This window comes from Flavobacterium sp. (genome assembly GCF_024710485.1).
Lineage (GTDB): Bacteria > Bacteroidota > Bacteroidia > Flavobacteriales > Flavobacteriaceae > Flavobacterium.
This window is the reverse complement of sequence record NZ_JANJUQ010000033.1, coordinates 86,889-105,552: the sequence shown is the minus strand read 5'-3', so window position 1 is coordinate 105,552 and position 18,664 is coordinate 86,889. Positions and strand designations below refer to the sequence as shown.

At 39.1% G+C, this 18,664-nt stretch carries 18 protein-coding genes; 9 read left to right on the top strand and 9 right to left on the bottom strand.

Annotated features, from left to right (window positions below):
* Positions 1-13: 13 nt before the first annotated feature.
* From Q0M21_RS09290 to Q0M21_RS09275, 4 genes are all read left to right on the top strand, one after another.
* Positions 14-1,192: an acyl-CoA dehydrogenase family protein gene (locus Q0M21_RS09290; RefSeq protein ID WP_295337437.1), complete on the top strand. Its 1,179-nt coding sequence runs from the start codon at positions 14-16 to the stop codon at positions 1,190-1,192.
* Positions 1,193-1,307: 115 nt separating this feature from the next.
* Positions 1,308-2,090: a DUF3050 domain-containing protein gene (locus Q0M21_RS09285; RefSeq protein ID WP_295337435.1), complete on the top strand. Its 783-nt coding sequence runs from the start codon at positions 1,308-1,310 to the stop codon at positions 2,088-2,090.
* Positions 2,091-2,119: 29 nt separating this feature from the next.
* Complete coding sequence (locus tag Q0M21_RS09280) at positions 2,120-2,821, top strand: SGNH/GDSL hydrolase family protein (RefSeq protein WP_295337432.1); 702 nt, start codon at positions 2,120-2,122, stop codon at positions 2,819-2,821.
* A 155-nt stretch (positions 2,822-2,976) separates the two neighbouring features.
* Entirely contained in the window at positions 2,977-4,356 is a 1,380-nt protein-coding gene (locus tag Q0M21_RS09275; RefSeq protein WP_295337430.1) for a T9SS type A sorting domain-containing protein, read from the top strand.
* Between the two features lie 61 nt (positions 4,357-4,417).
* Here Q0M21_RS09275 and Q0M21_RS09270 read toward each other — a convergent pair whose 3' ends face one another.
* From Q0M21_RS09270 to trmB, 7 genes are all read right to left on the bottom strand, one after another.
* The gene (locus Q0M21_RS09270; RefSeq protein ID WP_295337428.1) at positions 4,418-4,750 is read right to left on the bottom strand and encodes a 2Fe-2S iron-sulfur cluster-binding protein; all 333 of its coding nucleotides are present in this window, start codon (positions 4,748-4,750) and stop codon (positions 4,418-4,420) included.
* The gene (locus Q0M21_RS09265; RefSeq protein WP_295337426.1) at positions 4,750-5,802 is read right to left on the bottom strand and encodes an NAD(P)/FAD-dependent oxidoreductase; all 1,053 of its coding nucleotides are present in this window, start codon (positions 5,800-5,802) and stop codon (positions 4,750-4,752) included. Before Q0M21_RS09265 ends, Q0M21_RS09270 begins: the two co-directional genes overlap by 1 nt.
* A gap of 222 nt (positions 5,803-6,024) precedes the next feature.
* Positions 6,025-6,264 (bottom strand): NifU family protein, encoded by a 240-nt coding sequence (locus Q0M21_RS09260; RefSeq protein WP_295337424.1) that lies wholly within the window; start codon positions 6,262-6,264, stop codon positions 6,025-6,027.
* 76 nt (positions 6,265-6,340) lie between these two features.
* Complete coding sequence (locus tag Q0M21_RS09255) at positions 6,341-7,474, bottom strand: Mrp/NBP35 family ATP-binding protein (RefSeq protein WP_295337422.1); 1,134 nt, start codon at positions 7,472-7,474, stop codon at positions 6,341-6,343.
* Positions 7,475-7,615: 141 nt separating this feature from the next.
* Positions 7,616-7,933 (bottom strand): MGMT family protein, encoded by a 318-nt coding sequence (locus Q0M21_RS09250; protein WP_295337421.1) that lies wholly within the window; start codon positions 7,931-7,933, stop codon positions 7,616-7,618.
* Position 7,934: 1 nt separating this feature from the next.
* Positions 7,935-8,561: a LysE family transporter gene (locus Q0M21_RS09245; protein ID WP_290873050.1), complete on the bottom strand. Its 627-nt coding sequence runs from the start codon at positions 8,559-8,561 to the stop codon at positions 7,935-7,937.
* Positions 8,562-9,236, bottom strand: a complete 675-nt coding sequence (gene trmB, locus Q0M21_RS09240) for a tRNA (guanosine(46)-N7)-methyltransferase TrmB (RefSeq protein WP_295337419.1) — start codon at positions 9,234-9,236, stop codon at positions 8,562-8,564.
* Between the two features lie 86 nt (positions 9,237-9,322).
* Between trmB and Q0M21_RS09235 the strand changes: the two genes are divergently transcribed.
* On the top strand, positions 9,323-10,387 hold the full coding sequence (locus Q0M21_RS09235; protein ID WP_295337416.1) for a glycosyltransferase: 1,065 nt from the start codon (positions 9,323-9,325) through the stop codon (positions 10,385-10,387).
* Here the strand turns inward: Q0M21_RS09235 and Q0M21_RS09230 are convergent.
* Positions 10,361-11,404: an ATP-binding protein gene (locus Q0M21_RS09230; RefSeq protein WP_295337413.1), complete on the bottom strand. Its 1,044-nt coding sequence runs from the start codon at positions 11,402-11,404 to the stop codon at positions 10,361-10,363. The two genes, Q0M21_RS09235 and Q0M21_RS09230, sit on opposite strands and share 27 nt — an antisense overlap.
* A complete protein-coding gene (locus Q0M21_RS09225; protein WP_295337410.1) occupies positions 11,405-12,088 on the bottom strand; it encodes a response regulator transcription factor in 684 nt (227 codons plus the stop codon). It abuts the gene before it with no gap.
* A 194-nt stretch (positions 12,089-12,282) separates the two neighbouring features.
* On the opposite strand from Q0M21_RS09225, the gene Q0M21_RS09220 reads away from it, so the two are divergent.
* The 4 genes from Q0M21_RS09220 (at position 12,283) to Q0M21_RS09205 (ending at position 18,625) form a co-directional block, all read left to right on the top strand.
* On the top strand, positions 12,283-15,069 hold the full coding sequence (locus Q0M21_RS09220) for a TonB-dependent receptor (RefSeq protein WP_295337407.1): 2,787 nt from the start codon (positions 12,283-12,285) through the stop codon (positions 15,067-15,069).
* Positions 15,070-15,244: 175 nt separating this feature from the next.
* Positions 15,245-16,369 (top strand): hypothetical protein, encoded by a 1,125-nt coding sequence (locus tag Q0M21_RS09215; protein ID WP_295337404.1) that lies wholly within the window; start codon positions 15,245-15,247, stop codon positions 16,367-16,369.
* Positions 16,370-16,475: 106 nt separating this feature from the next.
* Positions 16,476-16,787 carry a T9SS type A sorting domain-containing protein gene (locus Q0M21_RS09210; RefSeq protein WP_295337401.1) on the top strand — a complete coding sequence of 104 codons (312 nt, stop codon included), beginning with the start codon at positions 16,476-16,478 and terminating at the stop codon, positions 16,785-16,787.
* Positions 16,788-16,891: 104 nt separating this feature from the next.
* Positions 16,892-18,625 (top strand): T9SS type A sorting domain-containing protein, encoded by a 1,734-nt coding sequence (locus tag Q0M21_RS09205; RefSeq protein WP_295337399.1) that lies wholly within the window; start codon positions 16,892-16,894, stop codon positions 18,623-18,625.
* The last annotated feature ends 39 nt before the right edge of the window (positions 18,626-18,664 follow it).

Here is an 18,664-nt window from a genome sequence, read left to right as displayed (position 1 = left end):
AAAATATAGACAGATGAAACCCGATTTATTTCAAGCTCCTGATTACTATTTATTAGATGATTTATTAACGGAAGAGCACAAATTAGTGCGTGATTCAGCGCGTGCGTGGGTGAAACGTGAAGTATCGCCTATTATTGAAGATTATGCACAACGTGCGGAATTCCCAAAACAAATCATCAAAGGTTTGGGCGAAATTGGCGGCTTTGGTCCCTACATCCCTGAGGAATATGGCGGTGCCGGTTTAGACCAAATTTCGTATGGTTTAATCATGCAGGAAATTGAAAGAGGTGACTCGGGTGTGCGTTCGACTTCATCGGTACAATCGTCTTTGGTGATGTATCCGATTTGGAAATTCGGAACTGAAGAGCAACGCATGAAATACTTGCCGAAATTAGCGACAGGTGAGTTCATGGGCTGTTTTGGATTGACCGAGCCGGATTACGGTTCAAATCCGAGCGGTATGGTAACCAACTTCAAAGATATGGGCGACCATTATTTGTTGAACGGTGCCAAAATGTGGATTTCGAATGCACCGTTTGCGGACATCGCAGTAGTTTGGGCTAAAAATGAAGAAGGCAGAATTCACGGTTTAATTGTGGAACGCGGCATGGAAGGGTTTACCACTCCGGAAACGCACAACAAATGGTCGTTGCGTGCATCGGCTACGGGCGAATTGATTTTTGACAATGTAAAAGTGCCAAAAGAAAACTTATTACCGGGCAAATCCGGTCTTGGTGCGCCCATGATGTGTTTGGATTCGGCGCGTTACGGTATCGCTTGGGGCGCTATTGGTGCTGCTATGGACTGTTACGACACGGCGTTGCGTTATGCCAAAGAAAGAATCCAATTTGACAAACCGATTGCCGCTACGCAATTGCAACAAAAGAAATTGGCTGAAATGATTACCGAAATCACCAAAGCACAATTGTTGACTTGGAGACTAGGTGTTTTAAGAAATGAAGGCAAAGCCACTACAGCTCAAATATCTATGGCGAAAAGAAACAACGTAGATATGGCGATTAACATTGCCCGCGAAGCCCGTCAAATCTTGGGTGGAATGGGAATCACCGGAGAATATTCTATCATGCGCCACAGCATGAACTTAGAAAGTGTAATCACTTACGAAGGTACACACGACATTCACTTGTTGATTACCGGAGCTGACATTACCGGTATGCCTGCCTTCAAATAAAAATTAAACAATCAATAAAATTGATACAAAATGCTTCTCTTTTCGGGGAAGCATTTTTATTTTTGTTTCGATAAATCCATATTGATATATGGAACGTAAATACCAAAAAAAAGCTATGAATATCTCAACTATCAATCAAACCATCCAACCGCAAAAAGATATATTGTTGCAACATCCGTTGTATGAAAAAGTAAAAACGATAGACGACTTGCATCAGTTTTTAGAATGCCATGTGTATGCGGTTTGGGACTTTATGTCGCTCCTAAAAGCCTTGCAAAACAAACTAACTTGTACAACTACACCATGGTTTGCCTCGGAAAATCCGGAAACTCGATATTTGATTAACGAAATTGTATTGGCTGAAGAAAGCGATTTGACTTTAGACGGGAAACGGTTGAGTCATTTTGAAATGTATGTAGAAGCGATGCAAAGCTGCGGTGCTTCAACCGATGAATTGAAAGCTTTCTTAAAGAACGTAGTCGACACCAAAAACGTTTTCATTGCTATCAAACAAAGTGATTTACACTACAATGTTAAGGCGTTTCTGGATTTTACCTTCCGAGTGATTGAAGAAGGCAAAGTGCATAAAATTGCCGCTGCGTTTACCTTTGGTCGCGAAGATTTGATTCCGAATATGTTTACTGAGATTCTGAAAAACTTCCAGCAAAACTTTCCGGATGTGGATTTGGCCAAGCTGATTTATTACTTCGAACGACATATCGAATTGGATGCCGACGAACACGGTCCGATGGCGATGCAAATGATAGACGAACTTTGCCAAGACGATGCCCAAAAATGGAAAGAAGTTGAAGAAGTTTCGGTTTTAGCCTTGGAGAAACGTATCGGTTTATGGAACGCTATTGAAGAAAAAATTGAAGCTCGTTTGGAGCTGGCCTAAAAATAAAAGTCAAACCAAAAAATTCAATTATGAAACGATTTTTTCAAATGTTAGCATTTTTTGGTTTGGCTTTCTGTATCAACAGCTGCTCGGAAGACCAACAAACTTCACCTCAACCAAATCCAAGATTATTCAAATATTTGGCTTTGGGCGACAGTTATACTTACGGACAAAGTGTATGCGAAGATTGTCGCTTTCCGGAACAATTAAAAGACAGTCTCGGGCAATACTTAACCACTGCCGATAATTTCGAAATTAAACTCATTGCGCAAACAGGTTGGACCACCACCAATTTAAAAACGGCCATAGCTTCGAAAAACCTCACTAACGATTACAACTTAGTTACCTTACTCATAGGTGTCAACAACCAATACCAAGGCAAGCCTTTTAACTTGTACGAACAAGAATTTCCGGAGTTGGTTGACATTGCTATTGCCAAAGCCGGAGGCAACAAAGACAACATAATTGTCCTTTCGATTCCAGATTATGCTTACACGCCATTTGGTCAAGGTTCAATAAGCATTTCTCAAGGGATTTACCAATACAATGCCTTTGCAAAAGCCTATTGTGAAGATAACGGAATTTCTTTTGTCAATATAACCGACATTACTCGAATGGGATTATTACAACCCGATTTGGTAGCTTCTGACGGCTTACATCCCTCAGCATTAGCTTACTCTAAATTCACAGCTCGAGTTCTACCTTTAGCCAAAAATAAATTAGGATTGTAATGTGCCAAAATAAAAAGTGCTATTAAAACTTTACTAAGTTTCGAAGGTATCCTTAAATGTAATTGTGGTTATTTCACAAATTTGATGTGTTATATTATTTAAATTAGTACATTAGCCAACTTATTTTTTGTATTGTATTAACAACCCTAAAACATATGTTTAAAACTTTTACACTATTATTATTTAGCACTATGCTTTTTGCTCAAAATCAGAGCAATCCCGAAAGAACATTATTTGGTTCATCGCCAAAAAGTGTTAATCCGCACAACGGTTCTATCAGATGTATTACCGATGAGTATGAAAATTTTTTAAGAGCAAACAATCCCAACCGATCAACTACCGAAGCTTTTGAACAATGGATAGCTCCGAAAGTTGCCGAAATTCAAGAACGAATGGCAGCCGGAAGATCAGCCAATGTGGTAATTACTATTCCTGTTGTAGTACACGTTATTCACAGTGGACAAGCTGTTGGTTCAGGAAGAAACATCTCTAACGCCAGAGTCCTCTCTCAAATCACAGTTCTCAATCAAGATTTCAGAAGAATGTTGAACACTCCGGGATACAACACAAACCCTGTTGGTGCAGACGTTGAAATTGAATTCTGTATGGCACAAAGGGATCCAAATGGTGCGGCAACAAACGGTATAAACCGTGTTAATTTAGGCAATATCACTTGGAATGAAACCAATGTTGAAACTTTTTTGAAACCGGAAACCCAATGGGATCCAACTCAGTACTTTAATATTTGGGTTTGTCAATTTGGCGGTGATTTAGACGGTGTTTTGGGCTATGCTCAATTCCCGAGTAATTCCGGTCTTGGCGGATTAAATTCTAATGGTGGTGATGCTATTACTGATGGGGTAATTATTGACTATCGTTGTTTTGGTTCATCAGTAGTTGCACCTAACCAAGGAACTTATTTTAACGATTACAACTTAGGAAGAACAGCTACTCACGAAATCGGACACTGTTTGGGATTAAGACATATTTGGGGAGACGGAGGTTCACAAGCTGCAGGCATTATAAATTGTACTAACAATAATGATTTCTGTGCTGATACTCCACCTGCAGGTTGGGAAAATTATGATTGTTTAAACACTTATGACTCTTGTCCAGCTGCTGCCGGTGTAGACATGGTAGAAAACTACATGGATTATACCAATGATGCTTGTATGAACATATTTACTTTAAATCAAAAGGCAAGAATGTTAGCGGTTATGCAGAATTCACCAAGAAGAAACACTTTAGCTACTTCATTAGCTTGCCAGTCGCCAATGAGCAACTCCGAATTTGGATGGTTAAACCAAATCAAGTTATATCCAAACCCGGCTAATGATTTCGTTGCTATTTCTGTTAATGAAGAACTACCTGATTCATTCACTATTTACAATGCTTTAGGGCAATTAGTAAAACAAGTTAATGTATCAACAGGAGCTGATTTAACGGTAGATACTCAATCTTTATCTCAAGGTGTTTACTTTATAAAAATCAACAAAGAAAATGCTTCAAAAACATTACAGTTTGTTAAAAAATAACAAACTAAGTGTTGACAATAAAAAAGGCGAGAATTTTACTTCTCGCCTTTTTTATTTCTTTCTAACTCTCCGGAGCCAACTCAATTTCCAGTCCGTCCATTGCTTCGGTGATGTGAAGTTGGCAACCCAAACGACTGTTGTCTTTTACATTGAAAGCTTCCCACAACATGGCTTCTTCATCAGGATTTTTTTCCGGTAACGGTACATCATTTAACACATAACATTGGCAAGAAGCGCACATGGCCATACCGCCGCAAATACCGATAGTACCTTCGGGAGCCAATTCGTAAGAACGAACCAACTCCATAATATTCATATTCATATCGGTTGGCGCTTGCACTTCATGCGTAACGCCGTCGCGATCTGTGATTTTAATAGTGATGTCTTGTGCCATTAGTCGATTGATTTTACTACTGCTTTTTCTGCTTCTTTTCGGGTGCCGTCAAAACCGTCTACACCGGAAACCGTGGTGTATTTCAACACATAACGTTTGCCCGGATTTAAGCGATTGTAAACACTCTGACACATCAAAGTGGCTTCGTGGAAACCACATAAAATGAGTTTTAATTTACCCGGATAAATGTTCACGTCTCCAATGGCGTAAATACCATCGATATTGGTTTGGTAATCTAAAGCATTGTTCACTTTAATCGCGTTCTTTTCAATTTCCAATCCCCAATTGGTGATAGGTCCTAATTTTGGTGTTAAACCAAAAAGCGGAATAAAATAATCAGTTTCAATGGTTTGCTCTTGGCCATCGGAATTGATGGTGATAGCGGTTAAATGGTCGTCGCCGTGTAAGCGAACTACCTCAGCCGGTGTTACTAAATTCACCAAGCCTAACTTTTTGTATTCTTGTAATTTCTCTACGGAATCCAAAGCACCACGGAATTCATTTCTGCGGTGAATCAACGTAACTTCCGAAGCTACATCGGCTAGAAAGATGCTCCAATCTAAGGCAGAATCTCCACCGCCGGCAATTACAATTTTCTTGTCGCGGAACAATTCCGGATCTTTGACAAAATATTCTACGCCTTTTTCTTCGTAGCAACTAATGTTTTCAATCTCCGGTTTTCTCGGTTCAAAAGTACCCAATCCGCCGGCTATAGCGATGGCTTTAGCGTGGTGTTTGGTGCCTTTGTTGGTGGTTACGATAAACGTACCGTCGTCTAACTTGTCAATGGTTTCTGCGGTTTCCGCCAAGGTAAATCCGGGTTGGAATTGTTTGATTTGCTCCATCAAATTGTTCACCAAATCGCCTGCCAATACTTCGGGATAACCGGGAATATCGTAAATGGGTTTTTTGGGATACAATTCGGCCAACTGCCCGCCGGGTTGCGGCAAAGCGTCGATGATGTGGCATTTTAATTTTAATAAACCGGCTTCAAAAACAGCGAATAAACCTGTTGGTCCGGCTCCGATAATCAGTATATCTGTTTCTATCATGCTTTGAGATTCTGAGGTTCTGTGATTCAAAGGCGCTAAGGTCTTCAAACCCGAACTTTTATTTTATGATTTTTATCATACCAAGCTACATTCGCGTTAGGGATAGTAGTGGAAATCCTTTTGGGGATTATCAATCCCGAAAAGATTGCAACGAATAGCCCGACCCGCAGGGGAACGCCCTACACTTCGACTGCGCTCAGTGTAGACATTAGGTCAAAATAACTAAATTACGTTTTCTACGGTTTCGATTTGCGGTGCGTACTTTTTGATGGTGGTTTCCACCCCGGCTTTCATGGTACTCACACTCAAACTACATGAGGTACAAGCGCCTTGAAGACGCACTTTAACGTGCTTTTGGTCTTCTACGGAAACCAAGCTGATATCGCCGCCATCGGAATTCAGAAACGGTCTGATTTCGTCGAGGGCTTTTTCGATATTGACAATTAATTCTTCGTTTGTCATAATTTAATTTTTAGTTTTCAGTCGCAGCTTTCAGTCGCAGTAAACAAAACTGTAAACTGAGACTGAAAACTAAACACTACTTCTTAACAGCCGAACAACCGGCCATGGTGGTAATTTTAATCGCTTCAGTCGGCGGTAAACTTTCGTTGCGGTTTACGGTTTCCTGTACCACATTACGGGTAATGGCTTCGAATACATTTTCGATGACCGAAGCGGTTTGTAAGGCGGCAGGGCGACCGTAATCTCCGGCTTCGCGGATGCTTTGCACCAATGGTACTTCGCCTAAGAACGGCACATTTAAATCGGCTGCCAAGTCTTTTGCACCTTCTTTACCGAAGATGTAATATTTGTTGTTTGGCAATTCTTCCGGCGTAAAATAGGCCATGTTTTCGATGATACCCAATACCGGAACGTTGATGCTGTCGGACAAGAACATGGAAACTCCTTTTTTAGCATCGGCTAAAGCCACGGCTTGTGGTGTGCTTACCACTACAGCGCCTGTGATAGGCAACGATTGCATGATGGACAAGTGAATGTCGCCGGTTCCCGGTGGTAAATCGATTAACATAAAATCGAGTTCGCCCCAAGCAGCATCGAATATCATTTGGTTTAAGGCTTTGGCTGCCATTGGGCCACGCCAAATTACAGCCTGACTTGGTGAAGTGAAGAATCCGATGGAAAGCAATTTGATTTCGTAGCTTTCGATAGGTTTCATTTTCGATTTGCCGTCGACTTCAATAGAAAGCGGTTTTTCGTTTTCTACATCAAACATGATCGGCATACTTGGTCCGTAAATATCGGCATCTAACACGCCTACTTTGAAACCCATTTTAGCTAAGGACACGGCTAAATTGGCAGTTACTGTTGATTTTCCAACGCCGCCTTTTCCGGAAGCTACCGCGATAATATTGCTGATGCCCGGAATGGCTTTGCCTTTGATTTGATTCGGATTTTGCTCGGGCGTTTCCACTTTGATGTTGACTTTCACCATAGCATCGGATGAAAATTTATCGTGGATGAGTTTTTTGATGTCGTCTTCCGCGCGTTTTTTGATGTGCATGGCCGGTGTCGAAATTACTAAATCGACTACCACTTCGTTACCGAAAGTCAGCACGTTTTTAACAGCGCCGCTTTCGACCATATTTTTGCCTTCGCCTGCAATGGTAATGGTTTCCAAAGCAGCCAAAATTTCTTTTCTATCTAATTTCATTTCGTACTAAATTTAAATCTTTCAGTTTCTTTTATTTAAACTGAATTTAGATTGCAAAGATAATACGAAATGTTTGGAAACAATCGTTAATGAATTGAAAATGTTTATTGTTTTATAATCGATTTTATTGGCGTTCTAATGCTAAATTTTCGGTTGCCAAAAGTGCTTTTCAAAATCGACTATTTGGTTATCAACAACTGCTATTCCTTCGTTTTCCAACAATTGTTGCATCAAATTCGTACCGGCAAAATGGTGTTTCCCGGAAAGCATTCCGAAGCGATTGACTACGCGGTGCGCCGGAACATCATCGTGTCCGTGACTGGCATTCATCGCCCAACCGACCATACGAGCGGAACGCGCCGAGCCTAAAGCTTTGGCAATAGCGCCGTAGGAAGTGACTTTACCTTCGGGAATTTGGCGGACAATATCGTATACTCTTTCAAAAAAATTGTCTTCCATTTTAATCGCAAAGAAGTTTTATTAGCGTTACAATAGCCATGAAAGTGGTAACCGAACCAATAACATAATTGATGTTTCGCATCAGGAATTCGGTTTTCTTTTCAATCTTTTTAAAGGCGACTATATACAGGTAAAACACACTGAAAGAACCTAACACTACACCGCTTACAAAAGTTGATACCGGAATTTTATCAAAACTGAAATAACCCGCAGCTGCTAAACCCATGCTGGCAAATACATAGAAAGGAATCGGCAACAAGTTCAGCATCGACAGCAACATGCCAAAAAAGAAGCGGTTAGATTTTCCTTTGATTTTGGCTTCGGGTTTGATTTTCTTTGGCTTTTTGGCAATCCAGAAAAAATAAACGCTCAATCCGGCAAAAATAAAGATGCCTATTTCCTGTAAGGTCGCTACAATTTCTTGGTGTTGGCTGATGAATCGGGCGAACAAAACGGCGATAAAGGTTTGTACAAACACCACAACCGAAGCACCGGCAGCAAAGCTAATCGCTTCGTTTTTACCTTCTTGCAAACTGATTTTGGCTGCTGTCATGTTGATTAAACCCGGAAGTATAACCGCCAAAAAAGCAATGCAAAAACCCAATACAAGCGGCAAGAAGTTGGTCATCTATTTGATTTTGAAACGAATATACGTAATTGCCTTATTGATTTCCAAATATTGTTTCTCATAAAAGGTTTGGATGCCGATTACTTCCTGAGGCGCACCTTCGTTTTTATATACATTGTGATTGGCGTACAACACTTCGTGACCTTCGCCGTGTAATAACCCCAAGGTATAACCGTGCATGAATTCGCTGTCCGTTTTTAGGTTAACCACACCGTCCGGTTGCAGAATTCGTTTGTATAATTTCAAAAACTCACTATTGGTCATACGGTGTTTGGTGCGTTTGTATTTGATTTGCGGATCGGGAAACGTAATCCAAATTTCGGCTACTTCGCCTTCATCAAAAATGCCTTCGATGAGTTCAATTTGCGTGCGTACGAAGGCTACATTGTGCATGCCGCTTTCTACAGCTGTTTTAGCACCACGCCAAAATCGGGCACCTTTGATATCGATTCCGACAAAATTCTTGTCGGGATATTGTTCGGCCAACCCTACGGAGTATTCGCCTTTACCGCAACCCAATTCGATGATGATAGGATTGTTATTTTTGAAAAATTCGCTGTTCCATTTGCCTTTTAGCGGAAATTGACCGCCTACTACTTCTTCACGAGTTGGTTGGAACACATTTTGAAAGGTTTCGTTTTCTTTGAATCGCTTTAGTTTATTCTTGCTGCCCACAGATTTAATTTTTTGGTAAAATTAAGGAAATATAAACTATCCGAAATCTTTTTTACTTTGCAATGTTAAAAGCTTACCTTCCCAACTTGAAAACGACTTCGAAAAACATATTAATTGCGCCGCTAAATTGGGGTTTGGGTCATGCCACTCGTTGTATTCCAATTATTAAAGAATTACAGCAATTCGGCTTTACCCCTATTATTGCTTCCGATGGCATGGCTTTGCGATTGTTGCAAAAAGAGTTTCCGGAACTTATTTCGATTGAACTGCCATCTTATGAAATAGAATATGCCAAAGATGAAAAGGACTTCAAATGGAAACTCATCAAAAACAGTCCGAAAATGATTCAGGCCATTTTTGAAGAAAAACAGAAGGTCAAAGCTTTAGTCAAACAATACGATTTAAAAGGCATTATTTCTGATAACCGTTTGGGCGTTTACAGCAAAAAAGTACCAAGCGTTTTTATCACGCATCAGCTAAATGTATTGTCGGGTAAAACCACTTGGATTTCTACCAAACTACACCAGTTTTTCATTGCAAAATTCACCGAATGCTGGATACCGGACAATGAAAACCAACCCAATTTGACGGGAAAATTAGGTCATTTGGAAAACACTTCGCTCAACCTGAAATACCTTGGTCCGTTAAGCAGATTATCCCAAAAAGACTTGCCGTTGCAATACGATTTGATGGTTATTTTGTCGGGGCCGGAACCGCAACGAACATTGTTGGAAGAAAAACTAACGACTGAACTTCAGGATTATGAAGGCAACATTCTTTTTATACGCGGAAAAGTAGAACCGGAGCAAAACATCAAAACAGACCGTCAGTTCACGTATTACAACTTTATGACTTCCGATGAAGTAGAAAAAGCTTATAATAAAAGTGACTTAGTGCTTTGTCGTTCGGGTTACACCACCGTAATGGATTTGGCAAAATTAGAGAAAAAAGCTTTTTTTATTCCGACGCCCGGTCAGTTTGAACAAGAATATTTAGCCAAACGATGCAAACGAAAAGGCATGGCTCCCTTTGCCAAGCAAGATGAATTTAAAGCCGAAAAATTACTCGAAATTGATTTGTACAAAGGTTTTCCTAAAAGTGTGGCAACCGTAAATTGGAAACAGTTATTTATACTTTTCCATGGTGAATGAGAATTCGGAGCCTTTGCCGAACTCGCTTTCCACATAAATTTTTTCACCATGGGCTTCAATAATATGTTTTACGATAGACAAACCTAAACCGGAACCGCCTTCGCTACGCGCACCGCTTTTGTCCACGCGGAAGAAACGTTCGAAAATTCGGGATAAATTTTGTTTTTCAATACCTTCCCCGTTATCTCGAATTCGGATGATAAGTTTGTTATTAACCAAATCTTCAATACTGACTTCGGTAGTTCCGTTTTCTTTACCGTATTTGATAGAGTTCATGATCAAGTTGGTCAACACCTGTTGGATCTTTTCTTTATCGCCAAAAACCTTGATGGGTTTGCTGTATTTACGGTCGAACATGAGAATGATGTTCTTTTTATCAGCCTTCATTTCCAATAAATCGAAGACATTTTGGATAAGCTCGACAATGTTAAATTTAGACAACTCTAAGTTCAAATCGCCTGTTTCTAATTTTGAAATCATGTCTAAATCTTCCACAATATAAATGAGTCGCTCTACACCTTTCTCGGCTCTTTCCAAGTATTTTTTTCGCACATTTTTATCGTTCATTGCGCCATCTAACAAGGTAGAAAGATAACCTTGAACAGTAAATAATGGCGTTTTAAGTTCGTGCGACACATTCCCTAAAAACTCCCGACGGTATTCTTCACGTACTTTAAGCGTTTCGATTTCCATCTTTTTATCCATCGCAAATTTTTTCACTTGTTTGGTTAACGTAGCCATGTCAGTAGTAATGGGTTGGTTTCGGAAAGAAGTCGATTCAAGTAAGGAAACATCGTCGTAGATTTTTTTTACCCTTCGATAAATAAAATGCTCAACGCGGTATTGGATTACGAAAAAGGAAAAGGTTGCCATCGATAAGGCAAAAACCAAGAGAATAGCCCAGGAGAACTCGTGGAAAAACCACAATAAAATACCAAGAAAACCGGTGGAAAAAAGGGTAATATACGTTGTAGAAACTAACGCAAAAGTGTATGTTTTCTTGAAATTGACCTTCATTTAGACTTCGAGTTTGTAACCCACTCCTTTGATGGTTTTGAATAAATCTTCGCCTATTTTTTCGCGAAGCTTTCTGATGTGAACATCGATTGTTCTACCTCCAACAATAACTTCATTGCCCCAAACTTTATCCAAAATTTCTTCGCGTTTGAAGACTTTTCCCGGTTTGGAGGCCAATAAATAAAACAATTCAAACTCTTTGCGCGGCAGGATGATTTCCTGACCTTCTTTGATGATTTTATATTCTTCGCGATTGATTTCAATACCGCCTACATTAAGGGTTTCGGTGGTTTGGTCATCGCTTTTTAGTCGGCGCAACAATGCTTTCACTTTGCTCACCAACAATTTCGGTTTAATCGGTTTGGTGATGTAATCGTCGGCACCGGCATCAAAACCGGCTACCTGAGAATAATCTTCACTGCGCGCCGTTAAAAAAGTAATAATAACATTGCTGAGTTCGGGTAATTTACGGATGTTTTCGCAAGCTTCCATGCCGTCCATTTCGGGCATCATCACATCCATAATAATCAAATGCGGCAGCTCTTTTTTGGCTTTGGCAATGGCCTCTTTACCGTTAGTAGCCGTTACAATTTGATAACCTTCTTGGGATAAATTGTACCCAACAATCTCTAAGATATCTTGTTCATCATCGACTAATAAAATCTTAATGTCTTTTTTCTTCATAACAAACGCATACTGTTTTTTGCGGTAGTAAAGGTAAAGATAATACAAAATGATGACATAGCGCGACTATGGAGTTAACGGTAATTTAATATGTTAACAATTTGGTAAAACTAAAAGAACAAAAAGGTAATAATGGAGTAACACGACCTTTACAAAGTGGTGGTTTCTTTGCGCCAAAATTAAACACGACTACAATGAAACTTAAATTAATCGTTACATTATTATTAATCAATATTGTAAGTTTTGCCCAAAACAAAGGAACCGTGAACGGTACTTTAACGGATAAAGACTTAAACAACGAGCCTTTACCTTTTGCTAATGTCATTATTAAAGGCACTACTATAGGAGTAACCACCAACGAAACCGGAAAATTCAGCCTAAGCATTGAAGCCGGAACCTACACTATTCAATTCAGCTTTTTAGGATATGAAACTGTAGAAGAAAAAATTGTGGTTAAAGCCGGAGAAACATTAACTATTAATAAAGCTTTGGGTTCAGGCAGCTATCAATTGCAAGATGTGGTGATTCAGAGAGTAGTGAGTCGCGAAAAAGAATCGGCCTTACTTATGGAACAGAAAAATGCGGTTGAAATCAAACAAAGTATAGGAGCACAAGAGATGCAACGCAAAGGAGTTTCTACTGTTGAACAAGGAGTAGCAAAAATCTCAGGGGTTTCTAAAGTGGCCGACCGCGGTATATTTATTCGTGGGTTAGACGATCGTTACAATTACCTTCAAATTAACGGTTTGAACTTCATTCCTTCTGATCCGAATTTGAAAACAATTCCGCTGAGTTTTATTCCAACCGATATTGTCAGAAATATTGATGTTTTCAAAACGTTCAATTCCGGTTTGTACCAAGATTTTGCCGGTGCTTCCTTGAATATTTGGACCAAAGACATCAGTTCAAAACCTTATACAAAAGTGAGTGTTTCTGCCGGATTCAACTCGATTACCACTTTTAAAGATTTTAAATCGGGCAGTGAAGGCGGCGCAGACTTCTTTGGTTACAGCGGCAACAACCGTGCTCTTCCGGGTGTTTTTGGCGAAAATGTTGCCTTGGGTTATCAAGCATCTTCATCTGAATCTAAAGACCTCTTTAATTCCTCTTGGTCACCGGAACAAACTACCGCACCAATGAGTATTGGAACCAGCATTACCAATTCGGATTCATTTGACTTGTCGAACGATAGAAAAATCGGTTACATTTTCAATGTCAATTTCAGCAACAATTATTTGTCACAAACCGGACAAAGAAGAAACTTAAACTCGGAAGGTACTGCTTTCAAAGATTTTGATGTGGCCAATTCAAAATACTTTACACAAAAATCAGCTTTGACCAGTTTGAACCTTAAGAAAGCCAATTTGTACAACTTCTTTTTCAACGTAATTTACCTTCAAAACTCAGAAAGTACTATTGAAGAAATTCAAGGAGAAAACACCGATTTCATCACTATTGACAGACCTTTTTTCTTGAGAGATACAAAATATGTAGAGAATACCTCTTTCGGAATCCAACAATTAGGAACCTTGTATTTTAAAGATAAAAAACACATTTTGGAGTATGGAATTGCCGCTACGTTAGGCAAAAACAACATGCCTGACCGAAAAACATTAATTACAGAAGGTGTTGGTGAAGAGGCAGATTTTGTAACTTTCAATGGTGCCAACCCGTTTCGCTTTTACTCGGTTCTAGACAACATCAACGTGAACGGAAAAGTAGAATATGAGATAAAATTTGGCGAAGAGATTGACGGAAAATCGAAAAACAGTTTGCGATTCGGCTATGCGGGTGACATGACCAATTATGATTTCTTCAACAGAACCATCCGTGTAAATGGCGGTGGCAACTTAGCCGATACTACCATGGACACGAACAATCCGCAAGCTTTCTTTGATGCTAATTTTGACAATGGCAGTCTTTTTTACGCCAGTACATCAGACCCGACCTTTAACGTGAAAATCGCACAGTTCATCAATGCCGGATTTGTGAATTACAACCGAAATTGGAAAAAATTAACATTGGATGTTGGAGCGCGATTTGAATACATGTTCCGCGAAACCAAGTCGAGAAAAGAAACCAGCACTGTAACTTCTCCTTTTGAAGTACAAGTTTATGATCCAATCGACTTTAGTCCGGTGCTTAACCTAAAATATGAATTAAACGAAAAATCAAACTTGCGTTTTACCGCTTCTAAAACTTCCACAAAACCAAGATTCCGTGAAATTTTACCTTTCCGTTACCAAGACGGAGACGGTAACTTCAGCATCGGTAATCCTGATTTGAAAAATACCCAAAACTACAATGTGGATTTGAAATACGAATTCTTCCCGACACAAAGCAGTATGGTGGCTGTTGCCGTTTTCGGAAAACACATTCAAGACCCAATTACTCGTTTGTTAGAAGGAACTTCAACCGGTTTCTTAACCAAGTTTGTAAACTTTGATGAAGCCAATTTGTTTGGTATAGAGTTAGAATCTAACTTTGGATTAGATGTGATTTTTGGCGAAAGCTTCTTCACTAAAAGAACTACTTTCGGATTGAACACCATCTTTATGAAATCGGAAGAAATTGCAGACAAAGCTAAATTCCCACGTATCACCTCAACTGAGCGTTCACTTCAAGGCGCATCCGATATTATTATCAATGCCGATATCGTATATGACTTGATTAAAAACGACAAAATAGAGTCGAAAGTGTCATTTATTTACAATACTTTCTCTGACAGAATTTATGCCGTTGGTACTGACGGTGCCTCCGACATTAAGCAAAAGCCAATTGACATGTTGGATTTTACTTGGCGCAATACTTTCTCGAAAAAATACCAATTGAACTTAACCGTAAAAAACATTTTGGATGCTGAAATTTTAGCTACTCAAGATCCAACCCGACCTATTGCTAATCCGAGTCAATTTAGCAACGTAAACAATCGTTTGACACAAGGTGTAACGGTTGGATTAGAATTTTCATACACTTTCTAATAATAAAATACTGTATATCAAATAATTAAAAAGAGAATCTAATAGATTCTCTTTTTTTATAGCATAACATTTAGTTTACAAATATTTCACTGAGCGGTAACCGTTATATAACCATTGATTAACCTGATTTGAAAATGCTGAAATTACTTTTGTAAAAACAATATAACAATAAAATATGAAAACAAATTTCTTAAAACTTATCGCTTTAGTAGCTTTAACTTTTACTATCGGATGTTCTTCTGATGAAACAACCGGAACTAATGTTCCTAACTTAGAAGGTTCTGTACTTCAAGGGAACATTACAACTGATTTAAATGTACCTGCCGGGAATTACAACTTAAAAGGAGTTGTAGTAGTAAAAGCCGGAGCCACTTTAACTATTGAAGCCGGTACTACTTTCACCGTTTCTACAGCAGACCAAGCTGCAGGAACAAATTACTTACAAGTTGAGCAAGGAGCAAAATTAATTGCTAATGGGACTTCATCTTCACCAATTGTATTCACAGCACAATCACAACAAATCGGTGCCTGGGGAGGAATCATTATCAACGGAAAAGCGAGAATTAACGTTGCCGGTGGTACCGAAATTGCTGAAGCCGGAGGTTTAATTTACGGTGGAAACGACGATGCTGACAATTCAGGTTCATTAAAATACGTTAGAGTTGAATACGCCGGAGCTGCTATTACAGGTGGTACTGCTGAATATAATGCTTTCTCTTTCTTCGGAGTAGGTTCAGGAACAGTTTTGGAAAACTTACAAGCCTACAAAGGTGCTGATGATGCATTTGAATTTTTCGGTGGTGCAGTAAATGCAACCAATTTAGCCGCTTTTGGATGTGAGGACGACAACATTGACTGGGACAGAGGTTACAGAGGAAACTTAAGCAACATTTGGATTATTCAACCGGCTAATGGTGACTTTGGATTTGAGTGTTCTAACCTACCTGTTGAATTCAATAGTTCACCTAGAGCTAATCCAACCGTGACAAACGTAACCATCACCGGTTCGGGCAATACTTCAAAAGCAGCTTTCAATTTCAAAGAAGGAACTGCAGGAAATATTTCAAACGTAAAAGTAACTAATGTTGGTTATGGCGTGGATTTAAGAAACCAATTAGGTCAATTCCAAGACGGTTCTTTAAAAATCAATAATGCTAATATAACTTTTATCACTGCTTTAACTCGTAACGGAATTTCCGGCGACACCACTAACATCGATGCCATCATTGGAATTAATGCTAATGCAGTAGGCGCCAACACAGCCCCATTTACAACAGGAACTTGGTTGAAAACACTATAAATCGACTCCAATTAAAACTTAAAAAACTCCTTCCCAACAAGAAGGAGTTTTTTTGGTATAATATTTGAAATTATTTTTATACATTTGTAATAACCAAATTTTTGTCATGGCTAAAAACTACTTATACACTTTTTTCTTTTTCTGCTTGTTCTCTCTGGGTACTTTTGCTCAGGACGTGAAGCAACAAGGAGAAACGCTTGGTTTTTATCCAAACCCAGTAAGCAACGGAAAAATCTACATCACTTCAAAAACTACGCTAGATAAAGAAGTTTTAATTTTTGACGTATTGGGTAAAAAGGTACTGCAAACCACTATTTCTTCTCGCGAATTAAACATCAGCACTATCCCGCCGGGTGTTTACATCATCAAAATTACTGAAGGAGACACCACCACAACTAGAAAACTAATTGTCAGATAGTTAAACTTTGTAGGTTTAACTTTTTTTTAATCATTTTTTTACACTCTTATTTTCGGCAAACAAATATTGTGCTTATATTTGTAAGCTAAATAAATTTAAAAAAAATGAAAAAAATCTACTCTTTATTATTATTAGCTGTAAGTTCTATTTCATTAGGACAAACTATTTTCTCTGAGAATATGGGGACAACAGCCGTTAATAATCCACTGATTACAGCACACACAGGCTGGCAAAACTCCTCTCCGATTGTATTCACCGGTACCGCTGATGTTAGAACAACCTTAGTTTCATCAGGTTACACAGGAGCTTCAGGAAACTGTAACGTATTTATTAATGCCGTAGATGAATTCTTTCAAATTGACGGAATTAACACTTCTGCTTACAATACCTCAGGCTTACAATTGTCATTCGGAATAAACACCCCTTCACCTTTGACTAATGTTTTAACCGTTGAAGTAAGTACCGACGCAACCAACTGGACTCCGTTAACTTACACTCCAAGCTCAACAGGATGGTCTTTGGCAACTATTACTTCAGGAATTCCGTCTACAACTACGTTATCAATCCGTTTTAAATCAACTTCTACAGCTCAATTCCGAATTGATGATGTTAGAGTTTTTAATTTTAACGCTTCTTGTACATTAGTATTAGGTACAGCAACAACTGCTTGTTCTGCTGTTACAGCAGCACTTGACACTTACACCGCTACAATCCCTTATACCGGTGGCGGATCGGGAAGTTACACCATTGTTCCCTCATCTGGAACCGTTGGTGGAGACAATCCGGCAACAGTCGCTCAAGGAAATATTACAATCAGTGGCATTGTTGAAGGTACGAATTTAGCTGTAACCATCACGAGTGGTTCATGTTCTTACACTGCTAACGTTAATGCTCCGGAATGTAAACCGGTTAATACACTACCTTTTAATGAACCATTTGCATATGCTGAAGGTACATCTATAGGTCAAACACAACAATGGTCTAATGTTAACACAGGTGACAACATTACTGTAGGCAACTCAAGCTTAACTTATCCTGGCTTTACAACTGCAGGAAATTCTGTTTCATTTGCAGCTGACGGAGTTGACTGCTTTACTTCGTTCACCCCAACAACTTCAGAAACAATCTACTACTCTTATTTATTGAACATCACTTCAATGGCTGGAGTTACTGATACTAACGGTGGTTATTTTTCAGGTTTTGGTTCAAGCACCACAAGTTTGGGAGCAACGTTATGGGCTAAAAGAGTTGACGACACAAGTTATAACTTAGGTATAGAAGTGAGAACTGCTAATGGCGCTAACACCACTTATTCAACAGATACATTTACTGCAGGACAAACTTATTTTGTTGTTGTTGGTTATACTTTTGGTCCAAATGCTTCTGACGATACTGTAAATTTATGGATAAATCCTGCGTTGAATGGAGCACAACCTGCTGCTTCTCTTACGGATTCTCACACGGGAACTGATTTTACAGAAATTTCAAACTTCTTTTTAAGACAAGACTCAGCAACAGAAACAGGCGCTACACAAATCGATGAATTGAGAATTGGAACAACTTGGGCTCAAGTGACTTCAGGATCTTTGAGAACTACTCAAAACCAAATCTCAGGGTTAAAAGTGTACCCTAACCCGGTTGCTAACGGTACTTTGTTCATCGAAACGGCTGCTAATGCTGAAAAAACAGTAGCTATCTTTGACGTATTAGGAAAACAAGTTTTAAACACTACAACTGCTGATAACGCTGTTAACGTAAGCGGATTAAATGCAGGTGTTTATGTGGTTAGAATTACTGAAGAAGGTAAAACAGCTACTACTAAATTGGTGATTAAATAATCCCAATCCAACAATACCAAAAAGGTCCTAATGAACGTT

Coding starts and splice junctions, on each gene's coding strand:
- Q0M21_RS09275 (WP_295337430.1), top strand. CDS start 2,977: ATGTTTAAAACTTTTACACTATTATTATTTAGCACTATGCTTTTTGCT.
- Q0M21_RS09255 (WP_295337422.1), bottom strand. CDS start 7,474: ATGAAATTAGATAGAAAAGAAATTTTGGCTGCTTTGGAAACCATTACC.
- Q0M21_RS09220 (WP_295337407.1), top strand. CDS start 12,283: ATGAAACTTAAATTAATCGTTACATTATTATTAATCAATATTGTAAGT.
- Q0M21_RS09245 (WP_290873050.1), bottom strand. CDS start 8,561: ATGACCAACTTCTTGCCGCTTGTATTGGGTTTTTGCATTGCTTTTTTG.
- Q0M21_RS09285 (WP_295337435.1), top strand. CDS start 1,308: ATGAATATCTCAACTATCAATCAAACCATCCAACCGCAAAAAGATATA.
- Q0M21_RS09280 (WP_295337432.1), top strand. CDS start 2,120: ATGAAACGATTTTTTCAAATGTTAGCATTTTTTGGTTTGGCTTTCTGT.
- Q0M21_RS09215 (WP_295337404.1), top strand. CDS start 15,245: ATGAAAACAAATTTCTTAAAACTTATCGCTTTAGTAGCTTTAACTTTT.
- Q0M21_RS09250 (WP_295337421.1), bottom strand. CDS start 7,933: ATGGAAGACAATTTTTTTGAAAGAGTATACGATATTGTCCGCCAAATT.
- Q0M21_RS09270 (WP_295337428.1), bottom strand. CDS start 4,750: ATGGCACAAGACATCACTATTAAAATCACAGATCGCGACGGCGTTACG.
- Q0M21_RS09290 (WP_295337437.1), top strand. CDS start 14: ATGAAACCCGATTTATTTCAAGCTCCTGATTACTATTTATTAGATGAT.
- Q0M21_RS09260 (WP_295337424.1), bottom strand. CDS start 6,264: ATGACAAACGAAGAATTAATTGTCAATATCGAAAAAGCCCTCGACGAA.
- Q0M21_RS09210 (WP_295337401.1), top strand. CDS start 16,476: ATGGCTAAAAACTACTTATACACTTTTTTCTTTTTCTGCTTGTTCTCT.
- Q0M21_RS09225 (WP_295337410.1), bottom strand. CDS start 12,088: ATGAAGAAAAAAGACATTAAGATTTTATTAGTCGATGATGAACAAGAT.
- Q0M21_RS09230 (WP_295337413.1), bottom strand. CDS start 11,404: ATGAAGGTCAATTTCAAGAAAACATACACTTTTGCGTTAGTTTCTACA.
- Q0M21_RS09205 (WP_295337399.1), top strand. CDS start 16,892: ATGAAAAAAATCTACTCTTTATTATTATTAGCTGTAAGTTCTATTTCA.
- Q0M21_RS09265 (WP_295337426.1), bottom strand. CDS start 5,802: ATGATAGAAACAGATATACTGATTATCGGAGCCGGACCAACAGGTTTA.